Annotated in this window: 25 protein-coding genes; 7 read left to right on the forward strand and 18 right to left on the reverse strand. The window is 54.7% G+C overall.

What is annotated here, in order from left to right; genetic code table 11:
• The first annotated feature begins 11 nt into the window (after positions 1–11).
• Entirely contained in the window at positions 12–542 is a 531-nt protein-coding gene (locus J4650_RS05585; RefSeq protein WP_023993390.1) for a YehR family lipoprotein, read from the forward strand.
• 56 nt (positions 543–598) lie between these two features.
• Here J4650_RS05585 and J4650_RS05590 read toward each other — a convergent pair whose 3' ends face one another.
• Genes J4650_RS05590 through J4650_RS05600 form a run of 3 tightly spaced genes read right to left on the reverse strand, consistent with a single transcriptional unit; the run spans position 599 to position 3,514 of the window.
• Positions 599–1,066 (reverse strand): DUF1456 family protein, encoded by a 468-nt coding sequence (locus J4650_RS05590; RefSeq protein WP_000950413.1) that lies wholly within the window; start codon positions 1,064–1,066, stop codon positions 599–601.
• 46 nt (positions 1,067–1,112) lie between these two features.
• Positions 1,113–1,832 carry a two-component system response regulator BtsR gene (gene btsR / locus J4650_RS05595; protein ID WP_000598637.1) on the reverse strand — a complete coding sequence of 240 codons (720 nt, stop codon included), beginning with the start codon at positions 1,830–1,832 and terminating at the stop codon, positions 1,113–1,115.
• Entirely contained in the window at positions 1,829–3,514 is a 1,686-nt protein-coding gene (locus J4650_RS05600; protein ID WP_000272850.1) for a sensor histidine kinase, read from the reverse strand. The genes btsR and J4650_RS05600 overlap by 4 nt, the downstream gene beginning before the upstream one ends.
• A gap of 222 nt (positions 3,515–3,736) precedes the next feature.
• Here J4650_RS05600 and mlrA point away from each other — a divergent pair, with 222 nt between their 5' ends.
• Together mlrA and J4650_RS05610 are read left to right on the forward strand one after the other, a co-directional pair.
• Positions 3,737–4,468: an HTH-type transcriptional regulator MlrA gene (gene mlrA / locus J4650_RS05605; RefSeq protein ID WP_001240418.1), complete on the forward strand. Its 732-nt coding sequence runs from the start codon at positions 3,737–3,739 to the stop codon at positions 4,466–4,468.
• A gap of 59 nt (positions 4,469–4,527) precedes the next feature.
• Positions 4,528–4,635: a protein YohO gene (locus J4650_RS05610; protein ID WP_023993392.1), complete on the forward strand. Its 108-nt coding sequence runs from the start codon at positions 4,528–4,530 to the stop codon at positions 4,633–4,635.
• Here J4650_RS05610 and J4650_RS05615 read toward each other — a convergent pair.
• The 5 genes from J4650_RS05615 to bglX form a co-directional block, all read right to left on the reverse strand.
• Positions 4,616–5,347 (reverse strand): ABC transporter permease, encoded by a 732-nt coding sequence (locus tag J4650_RS05615; RefSeq protein ID WP_000824854.1) that lies wholly within the window; start codon positions 5,345–5,347, stop codon positions 4,616–4,618. The genes J4650_RS05610 and J4650_RS05615 overlap by 20 nt on opposite strands.
• Positions 5,331–6,278, reverse strand: coding sequence for an ABC transporter ATP-binding protein (locus J4650_RS05620; RefSeq protein WP_000569166.1), 948 nt, complete (start codon positions 6,276–6,278; stop codon positions 5,331–5,333). Before J4650_RS05620 ends, J4650_RS05615 begins: the two co-directional genes overlap by 17 nt.
• Entirely contained in the window at positions 6,271–7,440 is a 1,170-nt protein-coding gene (locus tag J4650_RS05625) for an ABC transporter permease (RefSeq protein ID WP_023993393.1), read from the reverse strand. The genes J4650_RS05620 and J4650_RS05625 overlap by 8 nt, the downstream gene beginning before the upstream one ends.
• Positions 7,441–7,443: 3 nt before the next feature.
• Positions 7,444–8,361 carry an ABC transporter substrate-binding protein gene (locus J4650_RS05630; RefSeq protein WP_000155876.1) on the reverse strand — a complete coding sequence of 306 codons (918 nt, stop codon included), beginning with the start codon at positions 8,359–8,361 and terminating at the stop codon, positions 7,444–7,446.
• Between the two features lie 180 nt (positions 8,362–8,541).
• Complete coding sequence (gene bglX, locus J4650_RS05635; RefSeq protein WP_000871554.1) at positions 8,542–10,839, reverse strand: beta-glucosidase BglX; 2,298 nt, start codon at positions 10,837–10,839, stop codon at positions 8,542–8,544.
• A 266-nt stretch (positions 10,840–11,105) separates the two neighbouring features.
• On the opposite strand from bglX, the gene dld reads away from it, so the two are divergent.
• A complete protein-coding gene (gene dld / locus J4650_RS05640) occupies positions 11,106–12,836 on the forward strand; it encodes a D-lactate dehydrogenase (RefSeq protein ID WP_000095234.1) in 1,731 nt (576 codons plus the stop codon).
• A 57-nt stretch (positions 12,837–12,893) separates the two neighbouring features.
• Here the strand turns inward: dld and pbpG are convergent, their stop codons facing one another.
• Together pbpG and J4650_RS05650 are read right to left on the reverse strand one after the other, a co-directional pair.
• Positions 12,894–13,841, reverse strand: a complete 948-nt coding sequence (gene pbpG / locus J4650_RS05645; RefSeq protein WP_000911555.1) for a D-alanyl-D-alanine endopeptidase — start codon at positions 13,839–13,841, stop codon at positions 12,894–12,896.
• 165 nt (positions 13,842–14,006) lie between these two features.
• Positions 14,007–14,594: a Yip1 family protein gene (locus J4650_RS05650; protein WP_001017057.1), complete on the reverse strand. Its 588-nt coding sequence runs from the start codon at positions 14,592–14,594 to the stop codon at positions 14,007–14,009.
• Positions 14,595–14,752: 158 nt separating this feature from the next.
• On the opposite strand from J4650_RS05650, the gene J4650_RS05655 reads away from it, so the two are divergent.
• Positions 14,753–15,322, forward strand: a complete 570-nt coding sequence (locus tag J4650_RS05655) for a DedA family protein (protein WP_023242136.1) — start codon at positions 14,753–14,755, stop codon at positions 15,320–15,322.
• A gap of 48 nt (positions 15,323–15,370) precedes the next feature.
• Here J4650_RS05655 and J4650_RS05660 read toward each other — a convergent pair whose 3' ends face one another.
• Positions 15,371–16,132: an SDR family oxidoreductase gene (locus tag J4650_RS05660; RefSeq protein WP_000169608.1), complete on the reverse strand. Its 762-nt coding sequence runs from the start codon at positions 16,130–16,132 to the stop codon at positions 15,371–15,373.
• Positions 16,133–16,197: 65 nt separating this feature from the next.
• The gene (gene mdtQ / locus J4650_RS05665; protein ID WP_001081457.1) at positions 16,198–17,634 is read right to left on the reverse strand and encodes a multidrug resistance outer membrane protein MdtQ; all 1,437 of its coding nucleotides are present in this window, start codon (positions 17,632–17,634) and stop codon (positions 16,198–16,200) included.
• Between the two features lie 317 nt (positions 17,635–17,951).
• Here mdtQ and yohP point away from each other — a divergent pair, with 317 nt between their 5' ends.
• The gene (yohP, locus tag J4650_RS05670; protein ID WP_000698460.1) at positions 17,952–18,035 is read left to right on the forward strand and encodes a small membrane protein YohP; all 84 of its coding nucleotides are present in this window, start codon (positions 17,952–17,954) and stop codon (positions 18,033–18,035) included.
• A 57-nt stretch (positions 18,036–18,092) separates the two neighbouring features.
• On the opposite strand, the gene dusC is transcribed toward yohP, so the two are convergent.
• The 6 genes from dusC to J4650_RS05700 all read right to left on the reverse strand — a co-directional run bounded on the left by dusC (position 18,093) and on the right by J4650_RS05700 (position 24,125).
• Positions 18,093–19,031 (reverse strand): tRNA dihydrouridine(16) synthase DusC, encoded by a 939-nt coding sequence (gene dusC / locus J4650_RS05675; RefSeq protein ID WP_001264839.1) that lies wholly within the window; start codon positions 19,029–19,031, stop codon positions 18,093–18,095.
• Between the two features lie 108 nt (positions 19,032–19,139).
• Positions 19,140–20,333, reverse strand: a complete 1,194-nt coding sequence (locus tag J4650_RS05680) for a 3-hydroxybenzoate 6-monooxygenase (RefSeq protein ID WP_000150103.1) — start codon at positions 20,331–20,333, stop codon at positions 19,140–19,142.
• A 14-nt stretch (positions 20,334–20,347) separates the two neighbouring features.
• Positions 20,348–20,992, reverse strand: a complete 645-nt coding sequence (gene maiA / locus J4650_RS05685) for a maleylacetoacetate isomerase (RefSeq protein ID WP_000781183.1) — start codon at positions 20,990–20,992, stop codon at positions 20,348–20,350.
• Positions 20,993–21,000: 8 nt separating this feature from the next.
• Complete coding sequence (locus J4650_RS05690; protein WP_000170626.1) at positions 21,001–21,702, reverse strand: fumarylacetoacetate hydrolase family protein; 702 nt, start codon at positions 21,700–21,702, stop codon at positions 21,001–21,003.
• Between the two features lie 15 nt (positions 21,703–21,717).
• Entirely contained in the window at positions 21,718–22,755 is a 1,038-nt protein-coding gene (gene gtdA / locus J4650_RS05695; protein ID WP_001289857.1) for a gentisate 1,2-dioxygenase, read from the reverse strand.
• A gap of 11 nt (positions 22,756–22,766) precedes the next feature.
• Positions 22,767–24,125 (reverse strand): aromatic acid/H+ symport family MFS transporter, encoded by a 1,359-nt coding sequence (locus J4650_RS05700; protein ID WP_000194222.1) that lies wholly within the window; start codon positions 24,123–24,125, stop codon positions 22,767–22,769.
• Between the two features lie 125 nt (positions 24,126–24,250).
• On the opposite strand from J4650_RS05700, the gene J4650_RS05705 reads away from it, so the two are divergent.
• On the forward strand, positions 24,251–25,159 hold the full coding sequence (locus tag J4650_RS05705; protein ID WP_000024658.1) for a LysR substrate-binding domain-containing protein: 909 nt from the start codon (positions 24,251–24,253) through the stop codon (positions 25,157–25,159).
• The last annotated feature ends 40 nt before the right edge of the window (positions 25,160–25,199 follow it).

Below are 25,199 nucleotides of genomic sequence, written 5' to 3' on the forward strand. Positions count from 1 at the left end.
AAGGAATTGTTATGCGGGTTCTACGCCTTATGGCACTGCCACTATTCGCGCTCTCTCTATCGGTTAGCATAACTGGCTGCGATCAGGAAAACGATACTCTCCAGGGAAAGCAAAATAACATGACAGCGTTTATCAAGAAGATAGCCGCTAACAAAGAGTCAGAGGAAACACAACGCTATGCAGGTAATCTCAACGGTATTGAAATCAAGTTAACCTATTACTACAAAGGGGATATCGTTTTACGTCAAACATCTGAACATAAAATACTTTATAAGACCCTGAAAGCCAATAATAAAGAAGAAGCACAAAAAATGCTGAGGCAAGTCGGCGAAGCTTATCAGGGTATGCCGGGTTTGACTGAACGAATCGACTATTATGATAGCTATGCTACGGAATATGTGAATATTGATTTTACCCAGGCAAAAATGAGCGACCTCTGTAAATTGCCAGGATCATCAATTGACAACTGTTCCGCGTACTATCTGTCAATGATTCGCTCGCAGAAACTGTTGGAAGAGAGCGGGTATCATAGAATCAATTAGTATAATAATGCGTTTTCCCGGTCAGACAGGACGCTGCCGGGAACAATACCGCAGAATTACTTCGCCGCGTGTTCACGGGCCGCCAGACCGCGTAGAAAATAACGCATAAACTGATCGCCGCATTCGCGGAAGTTCTTATGGTCCGGCGCGCGCATCATCGCGGTGATCTCTGGCATTGAGACACGAAACAACTGACCGGTAAGTATCGCCAGGATATCATCTGTTTTTAGCGAAAAGGCAATACGCAGCTTTTTCAGCACAATATTGTTGTTGATACGACGTTCCGCCGTCAATGCAGGCGCCGCCTCATCTTTGCCGCGTTTTTCATAAATGAGGCCATTGAGAAATGAGGACAACACGATATCCGGGCAACGCTGAAACCCCTCTTCCTCTTCTTTGCGCAACCAGATTGCTATCTGCTCCGGCGTAGCATCAACGTTACCCAGCGCCAGGATACGCGCCAGATCGGTATTATTAGCTTTTAAAATGTAGCGCACGCTACGCAGAATATCGTTACTCAGCATGAGGCCTTCGGTCGTTTCTATGGCAAAACGATATTCTAACAGTCTTTTACAGGCCAATCGCCTCTTTTAAACTTTTCAGATAGCGACGGCTTACCGGCACCGTCAGGCCGTTGCGTAAAATCAGCTCTGCCTGCCCATTATCCTCCAGCCGAATTTCCTGCAAATGGGCCATATTCACCAGAAACTGACGATGACAACGCAGTAGCGGCGTCCGGCTTTCCAGCGTGCGCAGCGTCAGCTCGGTAAACCCCTCTTTCCCTTCACTGCTGGTCACATAAACGCCGCTCATACGGCTACTGACAAAGGCGACATCATCCATTTGCAACAAATAGATCCGGCTGTGTCCGGTACAGGGAATGAATTTAAGCGCCTGCTGGTTTTCCGGCAACAACGAAACATCCTGTTTACTGCGCTCCTGACGCAGACGATGTAACGTTTTTTCCAGCCGTTTCTCCTCTATCGGCTTGAGCAGATAATCAAAAGCGTGCTCTTCAAAGGCTTTGATGGCGTATTCGTCAAATGCGGTCAAAAAAACGATATACGGGCGGTGTTCCGGATCAAGCATTCCTACCATCTCCAGTCCACTGATACGCGGCATCTGAATATCCAGAAACAGCACATCAGGTCGCAACTTATGTACCGCGCCAATCGCTTCTACCGCGTTCGCGCACTCTCCCACAATCTCAATGTCATCCTGCCCCTGGAGCAAAATCCGCAGATTTTCCCGCGCTAACGGCTCATCATCCACAATCAGCACTTTAATCATGCGTCCTCCTCCAGTGGAAGTCGTAATGTAATTCGGGTAAAACAGTCCGGCTCGCAGGCCACGCTAATACCATAATCATCGCCAAAGTGTTCGCGCAGACGTTTATCAACCAGACTCATCCCCAGCCCGCTACTGCCGGCGGAAGGCTGATACAGTCCCGCATTATCCTCAATATCTAACATCAAATGCTGCCCTTCGCGCCGGGCGCGAATAGCGACGTTGCCGGTATCAAGCAGTTGCGACGTGCCATGTTTAATGGCGTTCTCAACAATCGGCTGTAATGTAAACGCAGGCAATTTCTGACGTGAAAGCGTCGATGGAACATCAAGCTGTACCTGCAGACGCGACTGAAAACGCGCTTTTTCAATTTGCAGATAAGCGTTTACGTGTTCAATTTCATCCGCCAGCGTGACGATTTCCGACGGGCGTTTTAAATTTTTGCGAAAAAAGGTCGACAAGTACTGCACCAGTTGGCTGGCCTGTTCGCTGTCGCGGCGAATCACCGCTTTAATGGTATTGAGCGCGTTAAACAGAAAATGCGGATTCACCTGCGCGTGCAACAGCTTGATCTCTGACTGCGTCAGCAACGCCTTCTGCCGTTCATACTGCCCGGCCAGGATCTGCGCGGATAAAAGCTGCGCAATACCCTCTCCCAGGGTGCGGTTAATTGAGCTGAACAGTCGGTTTTTCGCTTCGTACAATTTAATGGTGCCCATGACTCGCTGATTTTCGCCACGCAGCGGGATCACCAGCGTCGAACCGAGTTTACACTGCGGGTGTAGCGAACAGCGATACGGCACTTCGTTGCCATCGGCATAAACCACCTCTCCGGTTTCAATTGCTTTCAGCGTATAACCTGATGAAATGGGTTTGCCCGGTAGATGGTGATCGTCGCCAATACCAGTAAAAGCCAGCAGTTTTTCACGATCGGTGATGGCGACGGCGCCAATATCCAGCTCCTGATATAACACCTGCGCCACCTTCATACTGTTCACTTCGTTAAATCCCTGACGCAGAATCCCCTCCGTTGACGCGGCGACCTTCAGCGCGGTAGCAGAAAATGCCGAAGTATATTTTTCGAACATGGCGCGCTTATCGAGCAAAATACGCATAAACAGCGCGGCGCCAACGGTATTCGTCACCATCATCGGCGCGGCAATATTACTGACCAGATGCAGGGCATCGTCAAACGGCCTGGCTATCAGTAAAATGATCAGCATCTGCACCAGTTCGGCAACACACGTAATTGCTCCCGCCGTCAGCGGGCTAAACACTTTGTCCGGGCGTCCGCGACGTATGAGAACGCTGTGTACCAACCCGCCCAGCAGCCCTTCGACGATGGTGGAAATCATACAGCTCAGCGCCGTCATGCCGCCCATAGAATACCGATGTAACCCACCGGTCAGACCGACCAGCCCGCCGACGACCGGCCCGCCGAGTAGGCCGCCCATCACCGCGCCAATCGCACGGGTATTGGCAATCGAATCTTCGATATGCAGCCCAAAATAAGTGCCCATAATGCAGAAGATAGAAAACGTGACGTAACACAGAAGCTTGTGCGGCAGACGAACCGTGACCTGCATAAGCGGGATGAACAGACGCGTTTTACTCATTAGCCACGCAATGACCAGAAACACGCACATCTGCTGAAGCAGCAGCAACACCAGATTAAACTCGTACATACCCGCAAACCACACTTCAATTAAAAGCGCGTAACATACATTGAGTACGATTAACTTTCTTTGAACTGTTGCATAAAAATATGAATTCGTGAATACGATCACTTAAACGCCGCGCCGCAACCCGCTACTTCGCGTTTTAATGCATAAAAAACAGGCAAAACTTCCTGGTTCCTAAAAGAGCGTCTAAAGTTAAACCGGGACCTCGCGAGCAAGGGTGAAACGATGGCGCTTTACACAATTGGTGAAGTGGCTTTGCTTTGTGATATCAATCCTGTCACGTTGCGCGCGTGGCAGAGACGTTATGGACTTTTAAAACCACAGCGAACGGATGGCGGTCATCGTCTGTTTAACGATGCCGATATCGACAGAATCCGCGAAATCAAGCGCTGGATAGATAACGGCGTTCAGGTCAGCAAAGTCAAAGTGCTGCTCAGTAGCGACAGTAGCGAACAACCTAACGGCTGGCGCGAACAGCAGGAGATCCTGCTGCACTACCTGCAAAGCAGTAATCTGCACAGTTTACGGTTATGGGTCAAAGAACGCGGTCAGGATTATCCAGCCCAAACATTGACCACTAACCTGTTCGTCCCACTGCGGCGACGATTACAGTGCCAACAACCCGCCCTTCAGGCGCTGCTCGGCATTCTTGACGGTATCCTGATCAACTATATTGCGCTCTGCCTGGCGTCTGCGCGTAAGAAACAGGGAAAAGATGCGCTGGTGATCGGCTGGAATATCCATGATACCACCCGCCTGTGGCTGGAAGGTTGGGTCGCCAGCCAACAGGGATGGCGAATCGACGTGCTGGCGCACTCGCTTAGCCAGTTCCGCCCGGAACTGTTTGACGGCAAGACGTTACTGGTATGGTGCGGAGAAAACCAGACGCTGGCGCAGCAGCAGCAACTTTTGGCCTGGCGCGCCCAAGGACGCGACATTCATCCCCTTGGCGTTTAAACAGCAGCTAACAAATTCGCTTTAATGTATACTCCTTTTATTAACATAAGGAGTACATAATGCGCGTAGCGAAAATCGGGGTGATCACCCTTTTCCTGCTGATGGCTATTGGCGGTATCGGCGGCGTGATGCTGGCAGGTTACAGTTTTATTTTGCGTGCCGGGTAAGCGCGCGCGTCAGCCTTTCAAACAGGCGATCGATAATGATCGCCGCCAGCGCCACCAGCAGCGCCCCCTGGATAACATAGGCCGTATTAAAGCCGCTAAGCCCGATAATGATCGGCGTGCCTAACGTACTGGCCCCCACCGTTGAAGCGATGGTCGCCGTACCAATATTGATAATCACAGAGGTTCGGATGCCCGCCAGAATCACCGGCGCGGCCAGCGGCAGCTCAACCTGATACAACTGTTGGCGACGGCTCATTCCCATACCGCTGGCAACGCTCATCACGCTGGCAGGCACCGCGCCCAGCCCGGCCAGGGTCGCCTGCAGGATGGGCAACACCCCATACAGGATCAAGGCGATAATGGCCGGTTGCTGACCAAAACCCATGACGGGTACCGCGATCGCCAGTACCGCGACCGGCGGAAAGGTCTGCCCGACGGCGGCGATAGTCTCCACCAGGGGACGAAACTCTTTCCCACTTTCTCGCGTGACCGCAATCCCTGCGCCGACGCCCACCACGACGGCAAACAAACTTGAGATGCCCACCAACCAGAAATGGGCGAGCGCGAGGGCGGCAAAACTCTCCTGTTGGTAGACCGGGCGCGGTAAATCGGGAAACAGCGCGGCGAAGAACGGCTGGCTATAAGGCAATCCAAACAGCAGAAGCAAGAACAGAACAATAAGCCAGAGAAGCGGATCACACAGTCGTTTCACGGGGGGACGTCTCCGAAAGCAGATCGCGGAAATGGAGCGTACCGCAGGGCTCGCCCTGCTGATTCGCCACCGGCAGGACGTCGCACCGACGGGCGACAAACATCGATAGCGCATCGCGTAGCGTCATCTCTTCCACCAGCGCGTCGCCGCTGAGCTGTTCATGCCGACGTACATAATCGCCTACGCTACGTAACGAAAGCAGCCTTACGCCCAGCTCGCTGCGGCCAAAAAATGCCTGCACGAAATCATTTTCCGGCGAGGTCAGCATAGAAAGCGGCGATCCCTGTTGGATAACGTGGCCCCCGTCCATCAGCACCAGATGGTCGGCGAGGCGTAGCGCCTCGTCGATGTCGTGCGTCACCAGTACGATGGTGCGCCCCAGCAGCTGATGAATGCGGGTCATCTCCTGCTGCAATGCGCCGCGCGTTACCGGATCAAGCGCGCCGAAAGGCTCGTCCATCAGCAATACCTGCGGATCGGCAGCCAGCGCCCGCGCAACGCCGACCCGCTGCTGTTGCCCGCCGGAAAGCTGATGCGGATAACGATCGCGCAGCGCGCTTTCCAGACCCAATAATGCCATCAGTTCATCAATACGATCGTTAATCCGCGCACGCGACCACTTTTGTAGTTGCGGTACGGTGGCGATATTTTGCGCCACCGTCCAGTGGGGAAAAAGACCGATAGACTGAATGGCATAGCCCATGCGACGGCGCAGTTCAAGCACCGGCAGGCTGCGGATCTCTTCCCCGGCAAAACGGATCGTTCCGCTATCATGCTCTACCAGCCGGTTAATCATCTTCAGAGTGGTCGATTTTCCCGAACCGGAGGTGCCAATTAACACCGAAAAGCTGCCTTCGCTAAAGTGCAAATTGAGGTCGCTAACAGCCTGTTGATCGCCGAAGGTTTTACTGACATGGTTAAATTCAATCATCGGTTGCTCCCTTCAAAAACGCGATCCATAAATCAAACAGCGCGTCGATCACTACCGCCAGCGCAATCACCGGAATGACGCCCAACAGGACTAAATCAATGGCGCTGCTCAATAGCCCCTGAAACACCAGCGCGCCGAAACCTCCCGCGCCAATCAGCGCGGCGACGACGGCCATTCCCACTGTCTGAACCATTACTACCCGCAGGCTACGTAAAAAGACCGGCAGCGCCAGCGGCAGTTGCACATGCCTGAAGCGCTGGCCGCTACTCATTCCCATTGCTCTTGCGCTCTCCAGCACATCGCGCGGCACCTGATTGAGCCCGGCGACCACGCCGCGCACCAGCGGCAATAACGCATAGAGCACCAGCGCTATCAGTGCAGGCGTCATGCCGGTTCCCGCGACGCCGAATTCGGCAAGCCACGGAAACTGTTTCACCAGCCCGGCCAACGGCGCAATCAGCAGGCCAAACAGCGCGACGGAAGGGATAGTCTGGATCACATTCAGCACGGTAAACACCGGCCCCTGGCGTGAGGCGGAAAAATAACACCAGACGCCCAACGGTAGTCCGATCGCCAGCGCCGGCAGCACCGTGCCCGCCAGTAACATCAAATGTTGCACCAGCGCGGCATCGAAAACATCCTGGCGGTTGGTATACTCTTTCAGAAGCGAGAGGTTGTCGAACGTGCCTGAAAACAGCAGCGCCAGCGGGACAATGACAATTTGCGCGTGCAGCAACCAGCGCCACAGCGGCCCAACGGTAATACGGCGGATCGCATCGCTACAGGCCAGCAGCATCAGACCGAGGCCCAGCCACAATCCACTTCCCAGACTGGTACGCGCCAGCGGGCTGCCCTCCTGCGCCAACTGGGTCGCCGCCCTGCCGACTCCCCACAGCATGACAATAAAAAGCGTCTGCGCCATCATCAGCGTCAGTACGCTACCGCGTTTACCGGGTACAAAGCACAACGTAAACAGCGCGCATCCCGCGCCAGTCAGCATCCAGATGGTCGCCGGCCAGATCTCCCATAACTGGCGCCCCTCGCCGCTCACCAGACGATTCGGGGCGTAAGTAATGAAAGGCAGCGCGACAGCAAGCAGGGTCAGAACAACCAACAGCAACAGCACACGATTAACCGTGATTTTTTTGGCAGCATCACTCACAGATTACTTCACCCACCCTTTTTGTCGGAGGTAATCTGCGGCGACTTTTTTCGCATCCAGCCCTTCTACGGCGATTCTGGCGTTCAACTGTTGCAGCGTTTTCTCATCAAGGCTGGCGAAAACGGGCTGTAGCCAGTCGGCTATCTGCGGATAGGCCTGTAACACCGATTCACGCACTACCGGCGCGGGCGCATAGATAGGCTGGACGCCTTTCGGGTCGCTCAGGGTTTGCAGACCCAGCGCGGCGACAGGGCCGTCGGTGCCATACGCCATCGCGGCGTTAACGCCGGATGTTTGTTGCGCGGCGGCTTTGATCGTGACCGCCGTATCGCCGCCCGCCAGCGACAAGAGCTGGTTCTGATTCAAGGTAAAATCATAGGCTTTTTCAAATGCCGGCAGCGCATCCGCCCGTTCGATAAATTCCGCAGACGCCGCCAGTTTAAAAGTGCCGCCCTCTTTCAGATAACGGCTGAGATCGGCAAGCGAGGAGAGTTTATTTTTTTCCGCGATGTCCTGGCGTACCGCGATGGTCCAGGTGTTGTTGGCCGGCGCAGGCGTCAACCAGACCAGCTTATTCTGCTCCGCATCCAGTTTTTTGACTTTCTCAAAGCCTTGCTTTGCATTTTTCCATGCCGGATCGTTTTCATCTTTAAAAAAGAACGCCCCGTTACCGGTGTATTCCGGATAGATATCCAGCTCTCCGGCGGTAATCGCGCCACGAACGACTGGCGTCGTCCCGAGCTGAATTTTATTGACCGTTTTAACGCCGTGGCTTTCCAGTACCTGCAAAATCATGTTGCCGAGCAGCGCGCCTTCGGTATCAATCTTTGACCCGACCGTCACGGGCGATGCCGCCTGTAGAGGTAAACTCACCGTCGCCAGCAACGCCAGCGAACTTACCCATAGCTTTGAGATCGTCATGATGCTTTCCTCATCCTTTTACGGCCTTTTTCAGAGACTTGAGAAAAAAGCATAGTTGAAAAGTCTGCGTTTAACCTGGGATTTTCCGGCAGTTTAAGTGACGTGGCAGGCAATAAAAGGGGGGACAGGAAAAGTCATTGCCAGACAGGGCGCTGCTATCGCGCCCTGTTGACGGCAGGCTTACAGTAGCTCGAACGATCCTTGTTTAACGCGAGCGGAATCCACGCCGATAAAGACGTTGAACTTGCCGGGTTCCGCGTCATATTTCATCTGCTGATTCCAGAACTTCAACGCCTCGATATCAATCGGGAAACTCACGGTTTTACGTTCGCCGGGCTTGAGGGTGATTTTTTCAAAGCCTTTTAATTGCTTCACCGGGCGGCTCATTGACGCCGTGACATCCTGTAAGTACATCTGGATGACCGTAGCCCCTTCGCGTTTACCGGTGTTCGTGACCTCTACGCTGGCCGTGACTTTGCCGTCGCGTTGCATTGTCGGTGAGGAGAGCGTGACGTCAGACACCGTAAATGTGGTGTAGCTCAGACCGTAACCAAACGGATAGAGCGGGCCATTCGCTTCGTCAAAATAACGTGAGGTGTATTTGTTTGGCTTTTCAGGATTATACGGGCGTCCCGTATTGAGATGGCTGTAATAGACCGGAATTTGTCCCACCGAACGCGGGAAGGAGATCGGCAGTTTGCCTGACGGGTTGTAATCGCCAAACAGCACATCGGCAATGGCGTTGCCGCCTTCCGTCCCGGCAAACCAGGTCTCCAGAATCGCATCGGCCTGTTGATCTTCTTTTACCAGCGCCAGCGGTCTGCCGTTCATTAATACCAGTACCAGCGGCTTACCGGTGGCTTTCAGAGCGGTGATTAAGTCGCGCTGACTCTGCGGAATGGTGATATTGGTACGGCTGGAGGCTTCATGCGCCATCCCCTGCGACTCGCCTACCACTGCGACCACCACATCGGCCTGTTTCGCCGCCTGCACCGCCTCATCAATCATCGCCTGCGGTGAGCGCGGATCGATTTTCACTGCCTCTTCATACAGGTTTAAGAAATCGACGATATCTTTATCGTTAGTGATATTCGCCCCTTTGGCATAGAGGATCTTCGCCCCGTCGCCGACGGCATTTTGAATACCCGCCAGCACCGTCACCGACTGATTCGCAACCCCAGCAGCAGACCAGCTTCCCATTACATCACGTTGACTGTCGGCCAGCGGCCCAACAACGGCAATGGTGCCCGATTTTTTCAGCGGCAGCGTTTCCAGCCGGTTTTTCAGCAGTACCACACTTTCCCGCGCCACTTCCCGCGCCTCTTTACGATGCAGGCGGCTTTCGGCATTGGTGTCCACCGGGTCGCTCTCTTTCGGCCCCAGATGGCTATAGGGGTCGTTAAACAATCCCATGTCATATTTTACGTTGAGCACATGGCGCGTCGCGTCGTCCAGTTCCGCCATCGTCACTTTGCCCGACTTAATCAGACCCGGCAGATATTTGCTGTAATACTCATCCGCCATGCTCATATCCACCCCTGCCTTTAGCGCCACGCGCACCGCATCTTCCGGGTCGGCCGCGGTGCCGTGTTTAATCAGTTCTTTAATAGCGCCGTGGTCGGAAACGGTAATTCCCTTAAAGCCCCACTCATCGCGCAGGACATCTTTCAATAACCAGGAATCTGACGTCGCAGGCGTGCCGTTCAGCGAGTTCAGCGCCACCATCACCGCGCCGCTCCCCGCATCCAGCCCCGCTTTGTAAGGCGGCATATAGTCATTAAACAGACGCTGGGAACTCATATCCACGGTGTTGTATTCTTTACCGCCTTCAACGGCCCCATAGGCGGCAAAATGTTTCACGCTGGTCATCACCGAATAGCGATCCGCCGGACTTTTGCCCTGCATCGCTTTCACCATGGTTTCGCCCATGATGGAGGTTAAATATGTATCTTCGCCAAAGCCTTCGGAGGCGCGTCCCCAACGCGGATCGCGGGAGACATCCACCATCGGCGCCCAGGTCATATTCAGACCGTCGTCCGCCGCTTCATACGCCGATACGCGTCCTACGGTTCTTACCGCATCCAGATTAAAAGAAGAAGCCAGACCGAGGCTTATCGGGAAGACGGTTCGCTGGCCGTGTACCACGTCATAGGCAAAAAAGAGAGGAATTTTCAGGCGGCTCAATGCCATCACCTGATCCTGCATTTGACGGATATCCTGGCGGGTGACGGTATTGAAAATCGCCCCTACCTGCCCGTCTTTGATCATCTCGCGAATCGCTTCTTTCGGGTTATCAGGGCCGACGCTGATCAGACGTAACTGACCAATTTTTTCATCGACAGTCATTTTCTTGAGTAAATCGGTGACGAACGCGTCGCGCGCTTCAGGCGTCAGCGGGTGATTGCCAAACAGGTTTTCCGCCAATGCTGGCTGCATCGCCAGACTCACAGCAACACCTACTGAACATAACCATTTCATGTTGAGTCTCTCTTTATCTTTATCCCGACGAGGCGGTAAAAACAGAATAAAAACCGCAGTTTGCCATAAGCCTAAACGCGAGAGGAGAAGAAAGCGAAGGTTATTCTCCTAATTTTCCGCACAGTCGAATACGCAACCACCAGCAAATGGTATCAAGGCGGCAAATGAATACCACCAACACAGAGACAATTTGAATGAGAAAGCGTATTGTCATACCAAGCGCTATGCTTAACGCTGATATTTTGTCCCACCACAAGGAGTGGAGAATGTCTTCCATAACAATGACTGATAATAAAACGTTCCTGAATGAGCTGGCCCGCCTGGTAGGCCATTCTCACCTGCTGACAGACCCCGCCAAAACCGCCCGCTATCGCAAGGGTTTCCGTTCCGGTCAGGGCGACGCGCTGGCCGTTGTTTTCCCGGGTTCGTTACTGGAACTGTGGCGCGTGCTCAACGCCTGCGTTAACGCTGACAAAATTATTCTGATGCAGGCCGCCAACACCGGTCTGACGGAAGGCTCCACGCCGAACGGCAACGACTACGATCGCGATATTGTGATTATCAGCACCCAGCGGCTGGATAAGCTGCACTTACTGGATAACGGCCAACAGGTTCTGGCCTGGCCCGGTACGACGCTCTATGCGCTGGAAAAAGCGCTTAAACCGCTGGGCCGTGAACCGCACTCGGTGATTGGTTCGTCGTGTATCGGCGCGTCGGTCATCGGCGGCATCTGTAATAACTCCGGCGGCTCGCTGGTGCAGCGCGGCCCGGCCTATACCGAGATGTCGCTCTTTGCCCGTATTGACGAGCAAGGCAAACTGCAACTGGTCAATCATCTGGGTATCGATCTTGGGCATACGCCGGAGCAGATCCTGAGCAAGCTGGATGATGAACGGATTAAAGATGAGGATGTGCGTCACGATGGTCGTCATGCGCACGATCACGACTACGTGACGCGGGTACGAGATATCAACGCCGATACGCCCGCCCGCTATAACGCCGACCCGGACCGTTTGTTTGAATCTTCCGGCTGCGCCGGAAAACTGGCGGTTTTTGCCGTTCGCCTTGATACCTTTGCAGCGGAAAAAAATCAGCAGGTTTTTTATATCGGCACCAATCAGCCCGCGGTACTGACTGAAATCCGTCGGCATATTCTGGCGAACTTCGACAATCTGCCAGTGGCGGGAGAATATATGCATCGCGATATCTACGATATTGCGGAGCAGTACGGTAAAGATACCTTTCTGATGATCGATAAACTCGGCACCGACAAGATGCCATTCTTTTTCACGCTAAAAGGCCGAACCGATGCGATGCTGGAAAAAGTAAAATTTTTCCGTCCGCATTTCACCGACCGCGCGATGCAGAAATTCGGCCATCTGTTTCCCAGCCATCTGCCGCCACGAATGAAAAACTGGCGCGATAAATATGAGCATCATCTGCTGTTAAAAATGGCGGGAGACGGCGTCGCAGAAGCGCAACGCTGGCTGAATGAATTTTTTAAATCCGCTGAGGGCGGTTTCTTCACCTGTACGCCGGAAGAAGGCAGCAAAGCCTTCCTGCACCGCTTCGCCGCTGCTGGCGCGGCGATTCGTTATCAGGCCGTACACGCTGATGAAGTGGAAGATATCCTGGCGCTGGATATCGCTCTGCGCCGCAACGATACCGACTGGTTCGAGCATCTGCCGCCGGAAATCGACAGCCAACTGGTACATAAACTCTATTACGGCCACTTTATGTGCCACGTTTTTCATCAGGACTATATCGTGAAGAAAGGCGTCGACGTCCACGCGCTGAAAGCGCAAATGCTGGAGCTGTTGCAGGCGCGCGGGGCACAATACCCGGCGGAGCACAACGTTGGACATCTGTATAAAGCGCCGGAAACGCTGACGCGTTTTTATCGGCAAAATGACCCGACCAACAGTATGAACCCCGGTATCGGCAAAACGAGTAAGCGGAAATTCTGGCAGGAAAATACGCCCGACGAAACGCATTAACACCGTGCGGTTTACCGTGAAGCCCGGCGGCGCGATGCCTGCCGGGCCTGCGGCGACTTAATCGTTCTGTGCGGTTTGCGCTCCGGCGCTGGCGCTGGCTGCCGCCATTTGCGCGGCTTTTTGCTTTTTATAGCTCAGCGCGGCAGCCGGAACGGGCATGACTTTACCGGTTTCAATCCATGTACGCAGGCGGCTGGCGTCCGCAAAGTGGGTATATTTGCCGAACGCGTCCATGACCACCAGCGCGACCGGTTTGTTATTGATCACGGTACGCATCACCAGGCAATGCCCCGCCGCATTGGTAAATCCGGTTTTCGTTAACTGGATATTCCAGTTATCACGGTAGACCAAATGGTTGGTATTGCGAAACGGCAGCGTATACGCCGGATGCGAGAATGTCGCCATGTCTTCGCGCGTGGTGCTTAGCTGGCCAATCAGCGGGTATTGCTTCGTGGCAATCAGCAATTTTGTTAAATCCCGCGCGGTCGAGACGTTATGAATCGACAGCCCCGTCGGCTCAACGAAGCGGGTATGCGTCATGCCCAGCGCTTTCGCCTTCGCATTCATCGCTTTAATAAATGCGTTATAACCGCCAGGATAATAGTGCGCCAGGCTTGCCGCCGCACGGTTTTCGGATGACATCAACGCCAGCAGCAACATATTTTTGCGGCTAATTTCGCTGTTCAGGCGCACGCGGGAGTAAACCCCTTTCATTTCCGGCGTCTGGCTGATATCGACCTTCAGTATTTCATCCAGCGGCAATCGCGCGTCGAGCACGACCATCGCCGTCATTAATTTGGTTATCGAGGCAATCGGACGCACCAGATCCGGGTGGTTCGAATAGATCACTTTATTGGTGTTGAGATCAACAATCATTGCGCTACCGGAGGCAATCTCAGGTTGAGACGCCGCGGTTGTCGCTGCCGTTTTCGCCACGGCCTGCGGGGCAAAAGGTACGGCCAACATCAGAGCAAGGCTCAGGAATGAAGCTCGGAATTTCAGCATGATGAGATTTCTGATAATGATTCACGCGCGTCGTAACGCACACCGCCTGAGCTAAGATTATACTCAAGCTAGCAGTGGCATCATAGCGGCACGCCAGCGTTGCCGCTACAGAAGAATCGTCAGCAAATGCTGCATTGCTGGCTTTTGCGCCAGCCCTTTTTCTCATCAGAACAGGCGGTAGCCGTATCCCCACAGGATCACGGTGATCGCCAGTAGCACCTCCAGGACCAGCACGCCGATAGCGAGCGTCGAACTGGAGAAGCTTAATCCTTCCTCTCTATTAATGTTAAGGAAAGTCGGAATACCCAAATACAGCAAATAGCCGGTGTAAAAAAGCGCGACAGCGCCGACCAGTGCGCATAGCCATACCAGGGGATAGAGCGCCACCAGACCACTTAAAAACAGCGGCGTCGCGACATAGCCGGCAAAAACCATACAGCGCGCAAGCGATGGCCGTTGCGGATAGTTTCGCGCCATCCACCAGATGACGCGTCCCATCACCGCGACGCCCGCCAGCATCACGCCGTAGAACAAGACCGCCAGCGCAAAAGCGGTAAACAGCGAGAGTTGTAACACGTTGCCGTCGCCAAAATTCCAGCCGATTTGCGTCGTGCCGATAAAGGCGCAGACGACGGGAATCGCCGCCATCAGCAAAACATGGTGCGTATAGTGATGCGAAACGGTTTCGTTTTCGCTTTTGATCACCTGCATTTCCCGATCGGGATGGGAAAAAAGCCCCCATACATGGTTCATACTGCCCCCTTCTGCTGCCTCAGATGCCAGTATGTTCAAGTATAATTCAGTTTCTGGTTATTTTATGAGCAATGGCAAAATAGTCTCCGGCAAAACGTCGGCTTTGCCGCGCACGCCTCTTGCCAGGGTGTATGCTTAATGCCGGAGGTGGTTTACGCATGGATATCAACACGCTTATTACGCATTATGGCTATGCGGCGCTGGTTATCGGCAGTATGGCCGAAGGTGAAACCGTTACCCTGTTGGGGGGCGTCGCGGCGCATCAGGGATTACTCAAGTTTCCGCTGGTGGCGGCGGCCGTCGCGCTGGGAGGGATGATGGGCGATCAGCTACTTTACCTGTTAGGACGATGCTATGGCGGGAAGATCCTGCGTCGTTTCCCGCGTTATCATACGAAGATTCGTCGCGCGCAGAAAATGATCCAACGCCATCCGTATCTGTTTGTGATCGGCACGCGTTTTATGTATGGCTTCCGGGTGGTTGGCCCGCTGCTGATTGGCGCCAGCCGCCTGCCGCCTAAAATTTTTCTGCCGCTGAATATTGTAGGCGCGCTGATCTGGGCGCTGCTATTTACCACGCTGGGATATCTTGGCGGCGAGGTGATCGCGCCATGGCTGCACGACCTCGATCAGCATCTCAGGCACGGGGTCTGGCTGATTCTGGCCATCGTCCTGGTGGTGGGCGTGCGCTGGTGGCTGAAAAGACGCAGCAAAGCGGAGGCCCGTTAAACCCGATGGTATCCGGATGGCATAACGCCGCCATCCGGCACCCGGCGTTTATTTTGCGTTGAATTGCGGATTCGCCAGCATAAATCCGCCGTCGACAATCAGCGACTGACCGGTGGTATAGCTTGCTCCTTCCGAACACAGCCAGGCGACGAGGCTGGCTATTTCATGCGTAGAACCCGGTCGGGCAATAGGGATCGAGGGTTCCGATCCCGGCTCAATGTCGCTGTCATCCATATCATTCATCGGCGTGGCGATAGCGCCTGGCGCGACGGCGTTGACCAAAATATGATGTTCAATCAGTTCCAGCGCCATGGATTTAGTCAATCCGCCCAGCGCATGTTTCGCCGCGGTATAGGCGCTGGCTTGCGGAAGCGGCGTATGCTCATGGACGGAGGTGATGTTGATAATGCGCCCTCCCTCTCCTTGTTTAATCATATGCCGGGCGGCGATCTGCGCGCAGAGAAACGCGCCATCGACGTCCACGGTAAAAATTTGCCGCCACTGCGTAAACGGCATATCAATAAACGCGGATTTGGTCATCGCCCCGGCATTATTGACCAGCACGTCAACGCGCCCCAGGCGCTGGATAAGATGTTCAATGGCCTGCGCGCCCTCGGGTAACTGGCTCAGGTCAAGATGAATGGTCTCTGCCCGCACACCAAACTGCGCCGCTTTTTTTGCCGTCTCCTGCGCGCCGCGTTCATCGGAATGCCAGGTGATACCAATATCAAAACCGTTTTGTGCTAATAACAACGCACACGCTTTGCCAATTCCCGAATCTGATGCCGTTACAATTGCGACTTTGGTCATATTCCTCTCCGGATGAATCATACACAGCCTAAGTATAGGAACCCTGTCTGAATCATCCGGAAAAATCAGGAATGATAACCGCCGCCCAGCGCGCTGGTAAGCTGAATAGAGGCATCCAGCCACTGGCCCTGCAACAGCAAGCCGTTACACTGCTCGCGCAGTGCCGGGATTTTGGCCTCGCTCACGCGGGAACCCGCAATAATGCCGGCATTAAAGCGCGCTTGCGCCAGACCGACCACACGCTGCGCGTCATGCTCAATCTGCTGCTGATGCTGATTTTTCTGCGCCAGCGTCTCTACCTGACTGGCGGCGCGCGCCACATCATTAACCGCATCTACCACCGCTTTGTTGTAGTTGGCGATAGAAAGGTTGCTTTGCGCTTTGGCGATATCGAGGTTGGCATTCAGCCTGCCGCTGTCGAAAATCGGCAGCGTCAGCCCGCCGGTAATGCCATATTGCTGTGCGGAATGGCGGAACAGATCGCTCAGATGTAACGCATCCTGCTGTAAAAAAGCCATCAGATTGATATCGGGATAAAACGCGGCCTTCGCGGCGTCAATGCTGCTCAACGAGGATTCAATGTACCAGTGCGCGGCCTGTAGATCCGCCCGGCGCGCCAGCAACGAATACCCCAGTTGCGACGGTAACTGGCTTTCAACGGCGGGGAGACTCACCTGACGCAGCTTGAGCGCCGCCGATTGCGTATTGGTTAACGCGCTGAGCCGCGCTTCAATAACCTTCATTTTACCGTTAACGTCATTCAGCTGCTGCTGGGTTTTGCTGGCGTCGATATCGGTCTCGACCCCTTCAACAGAAGAAGTAATGCCGTGTTGATACAGCTCCCGGTTTACCGTCACCACGTTTTGCTGCTCATGCTCGATTTGCATCAGCACATTTTTCAGCGCCGCCTGCGTCTGCCACTCCCAGTAGAGTCGCGCCACGCCGCTTGCCAGCAATTGTCGGGTCTGCTCCTGCTCCGCTTCGCGCGCTTTGACCGCCCCGATCCGCGCGGTAACTTCAGCGCGGTTTTTCCCCCATAAATCCAGATCCCAGCCCGCCGTCAGGCCGAATGTACCGTTGGTATACCACGGCCCGGTCGTTCCCGCCGCGGGGTCGGTAATCGCGAATGGCCCCATCAGCCCTTCCGCGGACATTCGCTGGCGCTCAATGTCGGCAGAAAAGTCGAGCTGCGGGCCGTCCTGCGCCTCAACCGCTTTCGCCTGCGCTTCCGCCAGTTGAATACGCTGTTCAGCCACCTGCATATCCGGCGAATGCTGTATGGCATTATCGATCAGCGCGTCAAGCTGCGCATCGTGATACGCCTTCCACCACTGGCTATCCGGCCAACCGTTTTTCAATGCCGCCGGCAGGCTGGAATCAACATGAGAAGAGGGCGTCTGCTGGGTCAGCGACTGGCGGGTATCGTGCATGGGGGCGCAACCCGCCAGCAAAATAAAAAGCGGTAAGCTCGCTGTCGCGGCAAGGAAAGAATTACGATTCATGGAGGTGTTCTGATAAAAAAAGGTGCGCAGAGAGTACGTCTTACGGCGATCTATTTTTTAGTTACGCGTGGCAATACATCATCAGACAACAAAAGACATATTTTGAAATTTATATGATTAGCAAATAATTTCATCTGATACATTTTTTGATGTAATGATTCAATGTAAAGCCCCATTAACCCGTTAATAAATGAACGATTTTGCTGCAATACGCGCCAGCAGCCTTCATGAGTTAAACGTCGCCGCGCCCAACAAAGCAGCAGATGGCTTAATACTTTCCTATACTTTGTTTGTATTTACCAATAAAGGGACAAACAATGAAAATTCTTCTATGGGCAATCTTAATTATTTTTCTGATTGGGCTGTTGGTGGTAACGGGCGTGTTTAAGATGATTTTCTGATTCCTGCGCCGGGCAGCGATAGTATCTGCCCGGCACACGTTCTGGACGCTGTAGAGATTAGATTTTAATAGCCTGAATCGCCCGCGCAATCTCGGATGAACGGTTTAACGCCCGAATCGACTGAAAGAGTTCCGTCGCCTCAATATATTCCTTACGTAAATATCCCAACCACTGTTTAATACGCGCGACATGATATAAACCGGTATCGCCCTGCTTTTCCAGTCGGGTATATTTTTGTAATAACGTCACCACTTCCGGCCACGGCATACGCGGCTCGTTATACTTCACCACCCGGCTCAGGTTAGGAATATTTAACGCCCCACGGCCGATCATCACCGCATCGCAGCCGCTGGTCGCCATACATGCCTGCGCGCTCTGCCAGTCCCAGATTTCGCCATTAGCGATAACCGGAATAGTCAGACGCTGGCGTATTTCGCCGATCGCCTGCCAGTCGATATGCTCGGCGCGGTAGCCCTGCGCTTTGGTACGGCCATGCACCACCAGTTCACTGGCGCCGGCCTGCTGCACCGCATCGGCGATTTCAAATTTTCTATCGCCGCTATCCCAGCCGAGACGCACTTTTACCGTCACCGGCAGATGCGACGGTACCGCGGCCCGCATCGCTTTCGCGCCCTGATAGATGAGTTCGGGATCTTTGAGCAATGTCGCGCCGCCGCCGCTGCCGTTCACCACTTTTGACGGACAGCCGCAGTTCAGGTCCACGCCATACGATCCCAACGCCGTCGCCCGCGCGGCGTTTTCCGCCAGCCACTGCGGATGCTGGCCCAGAAGCTGAATACGCACCGGCGTGCCGGACGGCGTGCGGCTGGCGTGATGCAACTCCGGGCAGATGCGATGAAACACTTTTACCGGCAGCAGCTGATCCACCACGCGCACAAATTCGGTGATGCAGAGATCGTAATCATTCACTTCGGTCAGCAGCTCGCGCACTAACGCGTCGAGCACGCCTTCCATCGGCGCCAGTAAAACACGCATATCGGTATCCACAGCAAAAAAAGAGGCGCTATCATAACGCCTCTCTGCGATGAGCAAAACTTTTTGCCGGGTGGCGGCGCAAACGCCACGCTACGTCACGTAAAGTGCTCAACGCGGCTCAAGACAGTTATCTTCTTTCCAGCCGTACAGCCATTCGATACCGCGATAAAACGCCTCCTGCGATTTCCCTTTCCACAACAGATTACGCACCTGACGCTCCACCCCGGCGGCGTGATAGAGACGCCCCATCTCGCGGGTAGACCAGACGATACGCGCCGTGCGGGGAATACGCACCGACTCATACAGCGCAAATGCCTGCTGCGCGTCGCCGTCGCAGCGTTCCAGCGCTTTGCCTAGCGTGACGGCGTCTTCCAGCGCCATACAGGCGCCCTGGGCCATATATTGCGCCACCGGATGCGCGGCGTCGCCCACCAGAGTGATACGCTCGGTTCCCCATTTTGCGACCGGCTCGCGATCGGCGGTCGACCAGCGGCGCCAGGAGGTCGGCTTATCCAGCATCTGACGCGGGCGGGGATGAATACCGGCAAAATAAGAGAGCACCTCTTCTTTACTGCCGTCTTTCACGCCCCACTCTTCTTGCTGGCGGCTGTGGAATGTCACCACCAGATTGTACTGTTGGCCTCCGCGCAGCGGATAATGGACCAGGTGACAATGCGGGCCTGCCCACAGCACCGGCGCATTAATACGTAAATCGTCCGGCATATCGTCGCAATCAATCACCGCCCGATAGACTACATGCCCCGTTACGCGCGGCGCGTCGCCGAGTAAACTTTGCCGCACGACCGATTTAACGCCGTCGCAGCCCACGAGAATATCCGCCGTCCAGCTATTTCCCTGCTCATCAAACACCGTAACGTCATCCGGCGTCTGGCGGATATCGACAATATGGGTCGAGGTACGATACTCCACGCCAGGGTGCGTCAGCACCGCTTCCCATACCGTTGCATGAATATCTACCCGGTGAATTACCGCATACGGCCCGCCAAAATGGTCGCGGAACGCCTGTCCGGTTTCAATGCATACCACTTCTTCGGCATTCACGGCATCCATCATGGTAATGTGATCGGTAAACACCGCACGCTGGCGGGCAACATCGCCCACACCGAGACTATCCAGCGCCGAAAAAGCGTTCGGCCCAAGCTGAATACCCGCGCCAATCTCGCCAATTTCGTGCGCTTTTTCCAACAGCATGACTTTTATTCCCTGGCGCGCCAGCGACAGCGCGGTCGCCGCGCCGCCGATTCCGCCACCTACAATAATTGCGCTTGTCACGTGAGTCATGGTCATTCTCCTTTTCAGGCCGGGATTTTATCTTGTTGATTTTCCGGCGCGGCGGCAATAAACGCCGGTAGCTGTACGCAGGCGTCATAAACGGCTTTACAGCGCGGATAGCCTGATAAATCGCAGCCCATCCTGAGCGCATTCGCCCACTGAGGAATCAGGCAGCAGTCCGCAAGTCCTGGCGCGTCGCCCACGCAGAATCGTCCGGACTGACTTTTACGCAATAGCTGCTCTACCGCGCTTAACCCTTGCTGTATCCAGTGGGCGTACCAGCGTTTTTTATCCTCTTCGCTAACCTTCAGCTCATCGGTCAGGTAGCGCAACACGCGCATGTTATTGATTGGGTGTATATCGCAGGCGATAGCGTAGACAATTTCCAGCGCCTGGCTGCGCGCCGGGTCGCTCGTCGGCAGCAGCGGCGTTTGCGGAAAATGTCGGTCCAGCCAGTCGACGATGGCCAGCGATTGCCCCAACGATTCGCCGTCATCAGTGACCAGCGTCGGCACCAGGCCTACCGGATTCATCCGTCGGTAGGCCAGCGCATTCTGCTGGCCGATACGAATATTGACGCCCACCGTCTGGTAATCAATCCCCTTTAACGCCAGCGCAATACGTACACGATAAGACGCCGAACTATTAAAGAAACTGTACAGCTTCATCGTTCACCTCAGACAATTTTCACAGCAATCGGCGTCAGACCTTCTACGTTCCCGGTGATGACATCCCCTTTCACCACGGCGCCCACCCCCTCTGGCGTACCGGTGAAAATCAAATCACCTGGCTGCAATTCAAAAAAGCCGGACAAATAGCTGATGGTTTCATTCACCGACCAAATCAGGTGACGAATATCGCTGCGTTGATGGTCTTCGCCGTTAACCTGTAGCCAAATAGGGGCGTTATCCACATTATGCGTTTCAGCGGCTTTGTGTAATGGCGCAATGGGCGCGGAGAGATCGAACGCTTTGCCGATTTCCCACGGGCGTCCCATCTGACGCATTTCCATCTGACGATCGCGACGCGTCATGTCCAGACCGGTGGCGTATCCCCAGACATATTCATGGGCTTTTTCGAGCGGAATATCGCTCCCCTTTTTACCAATCGCCACCACCAGCTCAATTTCATAATGGTAGTTATCGGTCTGCGCCGGATACGGCAGTTCCAGGGTATCCCCCTCCGCTACCGGGACGACAGCGTCCGCTGGTTTACAAAAGAAGAACGGCGGTTCACGATCGGGATCAAAGCCCATTTCACGGGCATGGGCGGCATAGTTGCGACCCACGCAGTAAACGCGACGTACCGGAAACTGCTCATCACTGCCCGCCACGGGTACTGTCACTGGGGCCTGCGGCTGGAATACATATTTGGTCATGTTCTCTCTCCCTAATTAATAACGTGCTTCGCGGAACAGCCCCAGGGCTTCCTGAACCGGCTTGTCCGAAAAACTGAATAACACCGTGTCTTCGCTGCTGCGAAACGACACCTCATGCCAGGTCGGCGCCACAAAAATGTCTTTTGCGGAAAAATGAAAAGTTTCGTTGCCGATAGTGACCTGCCCTGCCCCTTCAACGACGTGGTAGATAGTGCTGTCGGTGCTCCGCGCCACACGCGAGGCAAAGCCTTTTGGCAGCAGTTGCAGGAACGCGCCCATCGACGGCATCGGATAACCGCCGGTGACGGGATTAACGTAACGCAGCTTGTAGCCTTCCCACTCATCCGGATCGCCCATACGGGTCAGATCGTGCAACGCCTCGCGACTGCGGTCGTAACGGTAGTTGAAAATCGGCGACGAGTTCCCGCGCTGGTGGCGCAGCGGCAGCATATTCGCTGCATAGCGCGGCAGATAATCGCCCTCTTTTCGCGTCACCGGCTGCTGATCTTCGGGATAGTCTTCCGCAAAACCACAGCCCAGGAGATTGACTAACGGCAGATCCAGACCATCCAGCCATACCACCGGCTCTGATCCCGGATTACCATGATCGTGCCAGCGCCACTGCGGCGTCAGGATAAAATCGCCGGTATGCATTGGCGTGCGCTCGCCGTCCACCGCGGTAAATGCGCCTTTACCTTCGACGATAAAACGCAGCGCCGACTGGTTATGGCGATGACTCGGCGCGACTTCGCCGGGCAGGATCAGCTGTAAACCAGCGTATAAGGTCGCCGTGATCGACGACTGACCGCGCAATGCCGGATTTTCCAGCACCAGCACCCGGCGGATCGCCTCTTTCGCGCCAATGACATTGCCGCTTTCCATCAGTAGCGGACGAATTTCCTGATAATTCCAGTAGGCCGGCGCGCAGTTGGCGTTTGGCGTCTGCGGTACCAGGTGATGTAACGATTCCCACAGCGGCGTCAGATTCTGCCCGGAAATATGCTGGTAATACTGCTGACGGCTATCTTTTACGTTCTGATTTATTTCAGACATGGAGATTCTCCTTATTCGTTTACGACGCTGGCACGCGGCAGGTCGTCAGGTACAGAAATCGAAAGGCGGACAACCACTGTCAGCAGGGTAAGCATTACCGCGCTGATAGCCGCCGGAATAGCAATGACAAAAAACAACGTATCGAAAGAGAAATTGAGGGCCATCATCATGCCGCCGGAGAGCGAACCGACAATCGCCCCGCAGCGTCCAATGGCGTTCGACCAGCTCACGCCCGTCGCCCGACTTTGGGTGGGGTACAGCGTCGCCGTCAGAGCATTCAGCCCGACCTGGGAACCGCTAATACCGATGCCGGTACCAAAAATCGCCAGCGCCATCAGCCAAAGGCCGTTTTCGCTCAGGCCTATCATGACAATGCAAACTGCGCCCAGCGCATAGCTCACCGCCAGTACCCGGAACGGGTTAAGCCGGTCCATCAACACGCCGAGTAACAGCGCGCCAAGCGTGCCGCCAACCTGGAATGCGGCAGTCACCCACGACGCCTGTTGCAGATCAATACCTCGATGGTTAAGTAACGTCGGCATCCAGCTGGAAAGCAGATAGATAATGAGCAGGCTCATAAAGAACACCACCCATAACATCAGGGTAATGACAAGCTGTCGCCCGGCAAAAAGCTGGCGAATACTGCCTTTGGCGACGGCTGCCGTCTCATGCAGAAAGAATTGCGTATCGTGATAGCGCTCGCCGGTAATGGCGCTGACCGTCCGGGCGACAACGGCTTGCGGTAGTTGGCGACGTACCTGCCAGCGGGGAGATTCCGGCAGCGCGAACAGCAGGCCGAAAAACAGCATCAAAGGCAAGATGCCGCCTAGCGCCAGAATTCCGTGCCAGCCAATCAGCGGCACCAGTTGCGCGCTCACAATCCCGCCCATCGCCGACCCCAGGGTAAAACCGCAGAACATCAGCGTGACCAGCGCTCCGCGTCGACGAGCGGGAAGGTATTCCGACGTCATGGTGATGGTATTCGGCATCGCTCCGCCCAGTCCCAGACCGGTTAAGAAGCGCAGCAACACCAGGGTTTCTATATCCGGCGAGAAAGCGGAAAGCAGGCTCAATGCGCCGAATAGCGCCACGCAAAGCTCAATGACCCGCTTGCGGCCAAAGCGATCCGCCAGCGGCCCGCATAGCAGCGCGCCGGCCGTAAGCCCCAGCAGCCCTGCGCCAAACAGCGGCGCAAGTTCGCTGGCGCTTAGCTGCCAGTGGGTACGAATATCCGGGGCGATGAAGCCAATCGCGGCGGTGTCGAAACCGTCGAGCATAACCACCAGAAAACAGCAGATGATAACGCGCCACTGCATTTTGCCGACGGGCGCGGCATCAATAAGGGCTTGTAGATCACGTCGTTGAGTCATAGCTAATGCCTCAGTGCAGGGAGATAGATGTTGTTTTTATGTTTGCTATGTTACGAGTTTGTAGAGTGAGCGATAAAATGTACAATGGCTTTTCAGGCAGAGACATAACCTGGAGGTTATAGCGAATGGCGAACTGGGCGCAGAAATTGAAATTACATCACCTGCAAACGCTGGTTGCGCTGGGCGAACAGGGCAACCTGACGCACGTCGCCCGGATGATGAATATCTCCCAGCCGGCGCTATCGAAGTGGCTATCTCAACTCGAAGATGAGATAGGCATCACGCTTTTTGAGCGCCACAGTAAAGGACTACGCCCCTCGGAAGGCGGTAAATTACTGCTCCAGCACGCCCAGCGCCTAATTAACGATCTGGAGCGTTCACAGTATGAAATCGCCCGTTTCAAGCAGGGCGGCCTGGTTGGCAGCCTGAAGATCGGCTGTTCGCCCGTGGCGACTGACTGCGTATCACAGGCGATTCTGAGCCTGCTTAACGAAATGCCGACGCTGCATCTGAATATTGAAGAGAAGGTAATGACGCCGCTGCTGCACGATTTGCTTGCCGGTCAGGTGGATGTGGTGGTAGGGCGTGTCGGCGGACGCGCCCTGCAACTGCCGCTTAATTATCAGGTACTTTATACCGAGCCGGTCTGCTTTGTGGCGCGTCCGCACCATCCGCTGGCCGCGCGAGCGCAGATCGCCTGGAGCGATCTGGCGCACTGGCGGTGGATAGTCTGGCCAACCGGCACCCCTATTCGCATCAGTATTGATAACGCCCTCGTCGATAATGGCGTCATGCTCCCGGAAAACACCATTGAATCGGCGTCAATGAACGTCAGCACCAATTTGCTGCAAAGCAGCGATATGATCTCTATTCTTTCTTTACGGCTGGCGCAACGCTATGCCAGCCAGGGGCAACTGGCGATTTTAAACTTGCCAAAAATTGAGCAAAAAGGCAGCGTAGGGATGTTCTGGCGTAAGAATGAGACGCCGTCTTTGGCCCTGAGCCGCTTTTTGTATTTTTTAGCCCAAGTTTAACGCCGCCGACCAGGGGCATTGCCCGATGTTCCTGCTGTCT

Origin of the sequence: Salmonella sp. 32120201201600049SM (assembly GCF_017572835.1) — a bacterium.
Taxonomy (GTDB): domain Bacteria; phylum Pseudomonadota; class Gammaproteobacteria; order Enterobacterales; family Enterobacteriaceae; genus Salmonella; species Salmonella enterica.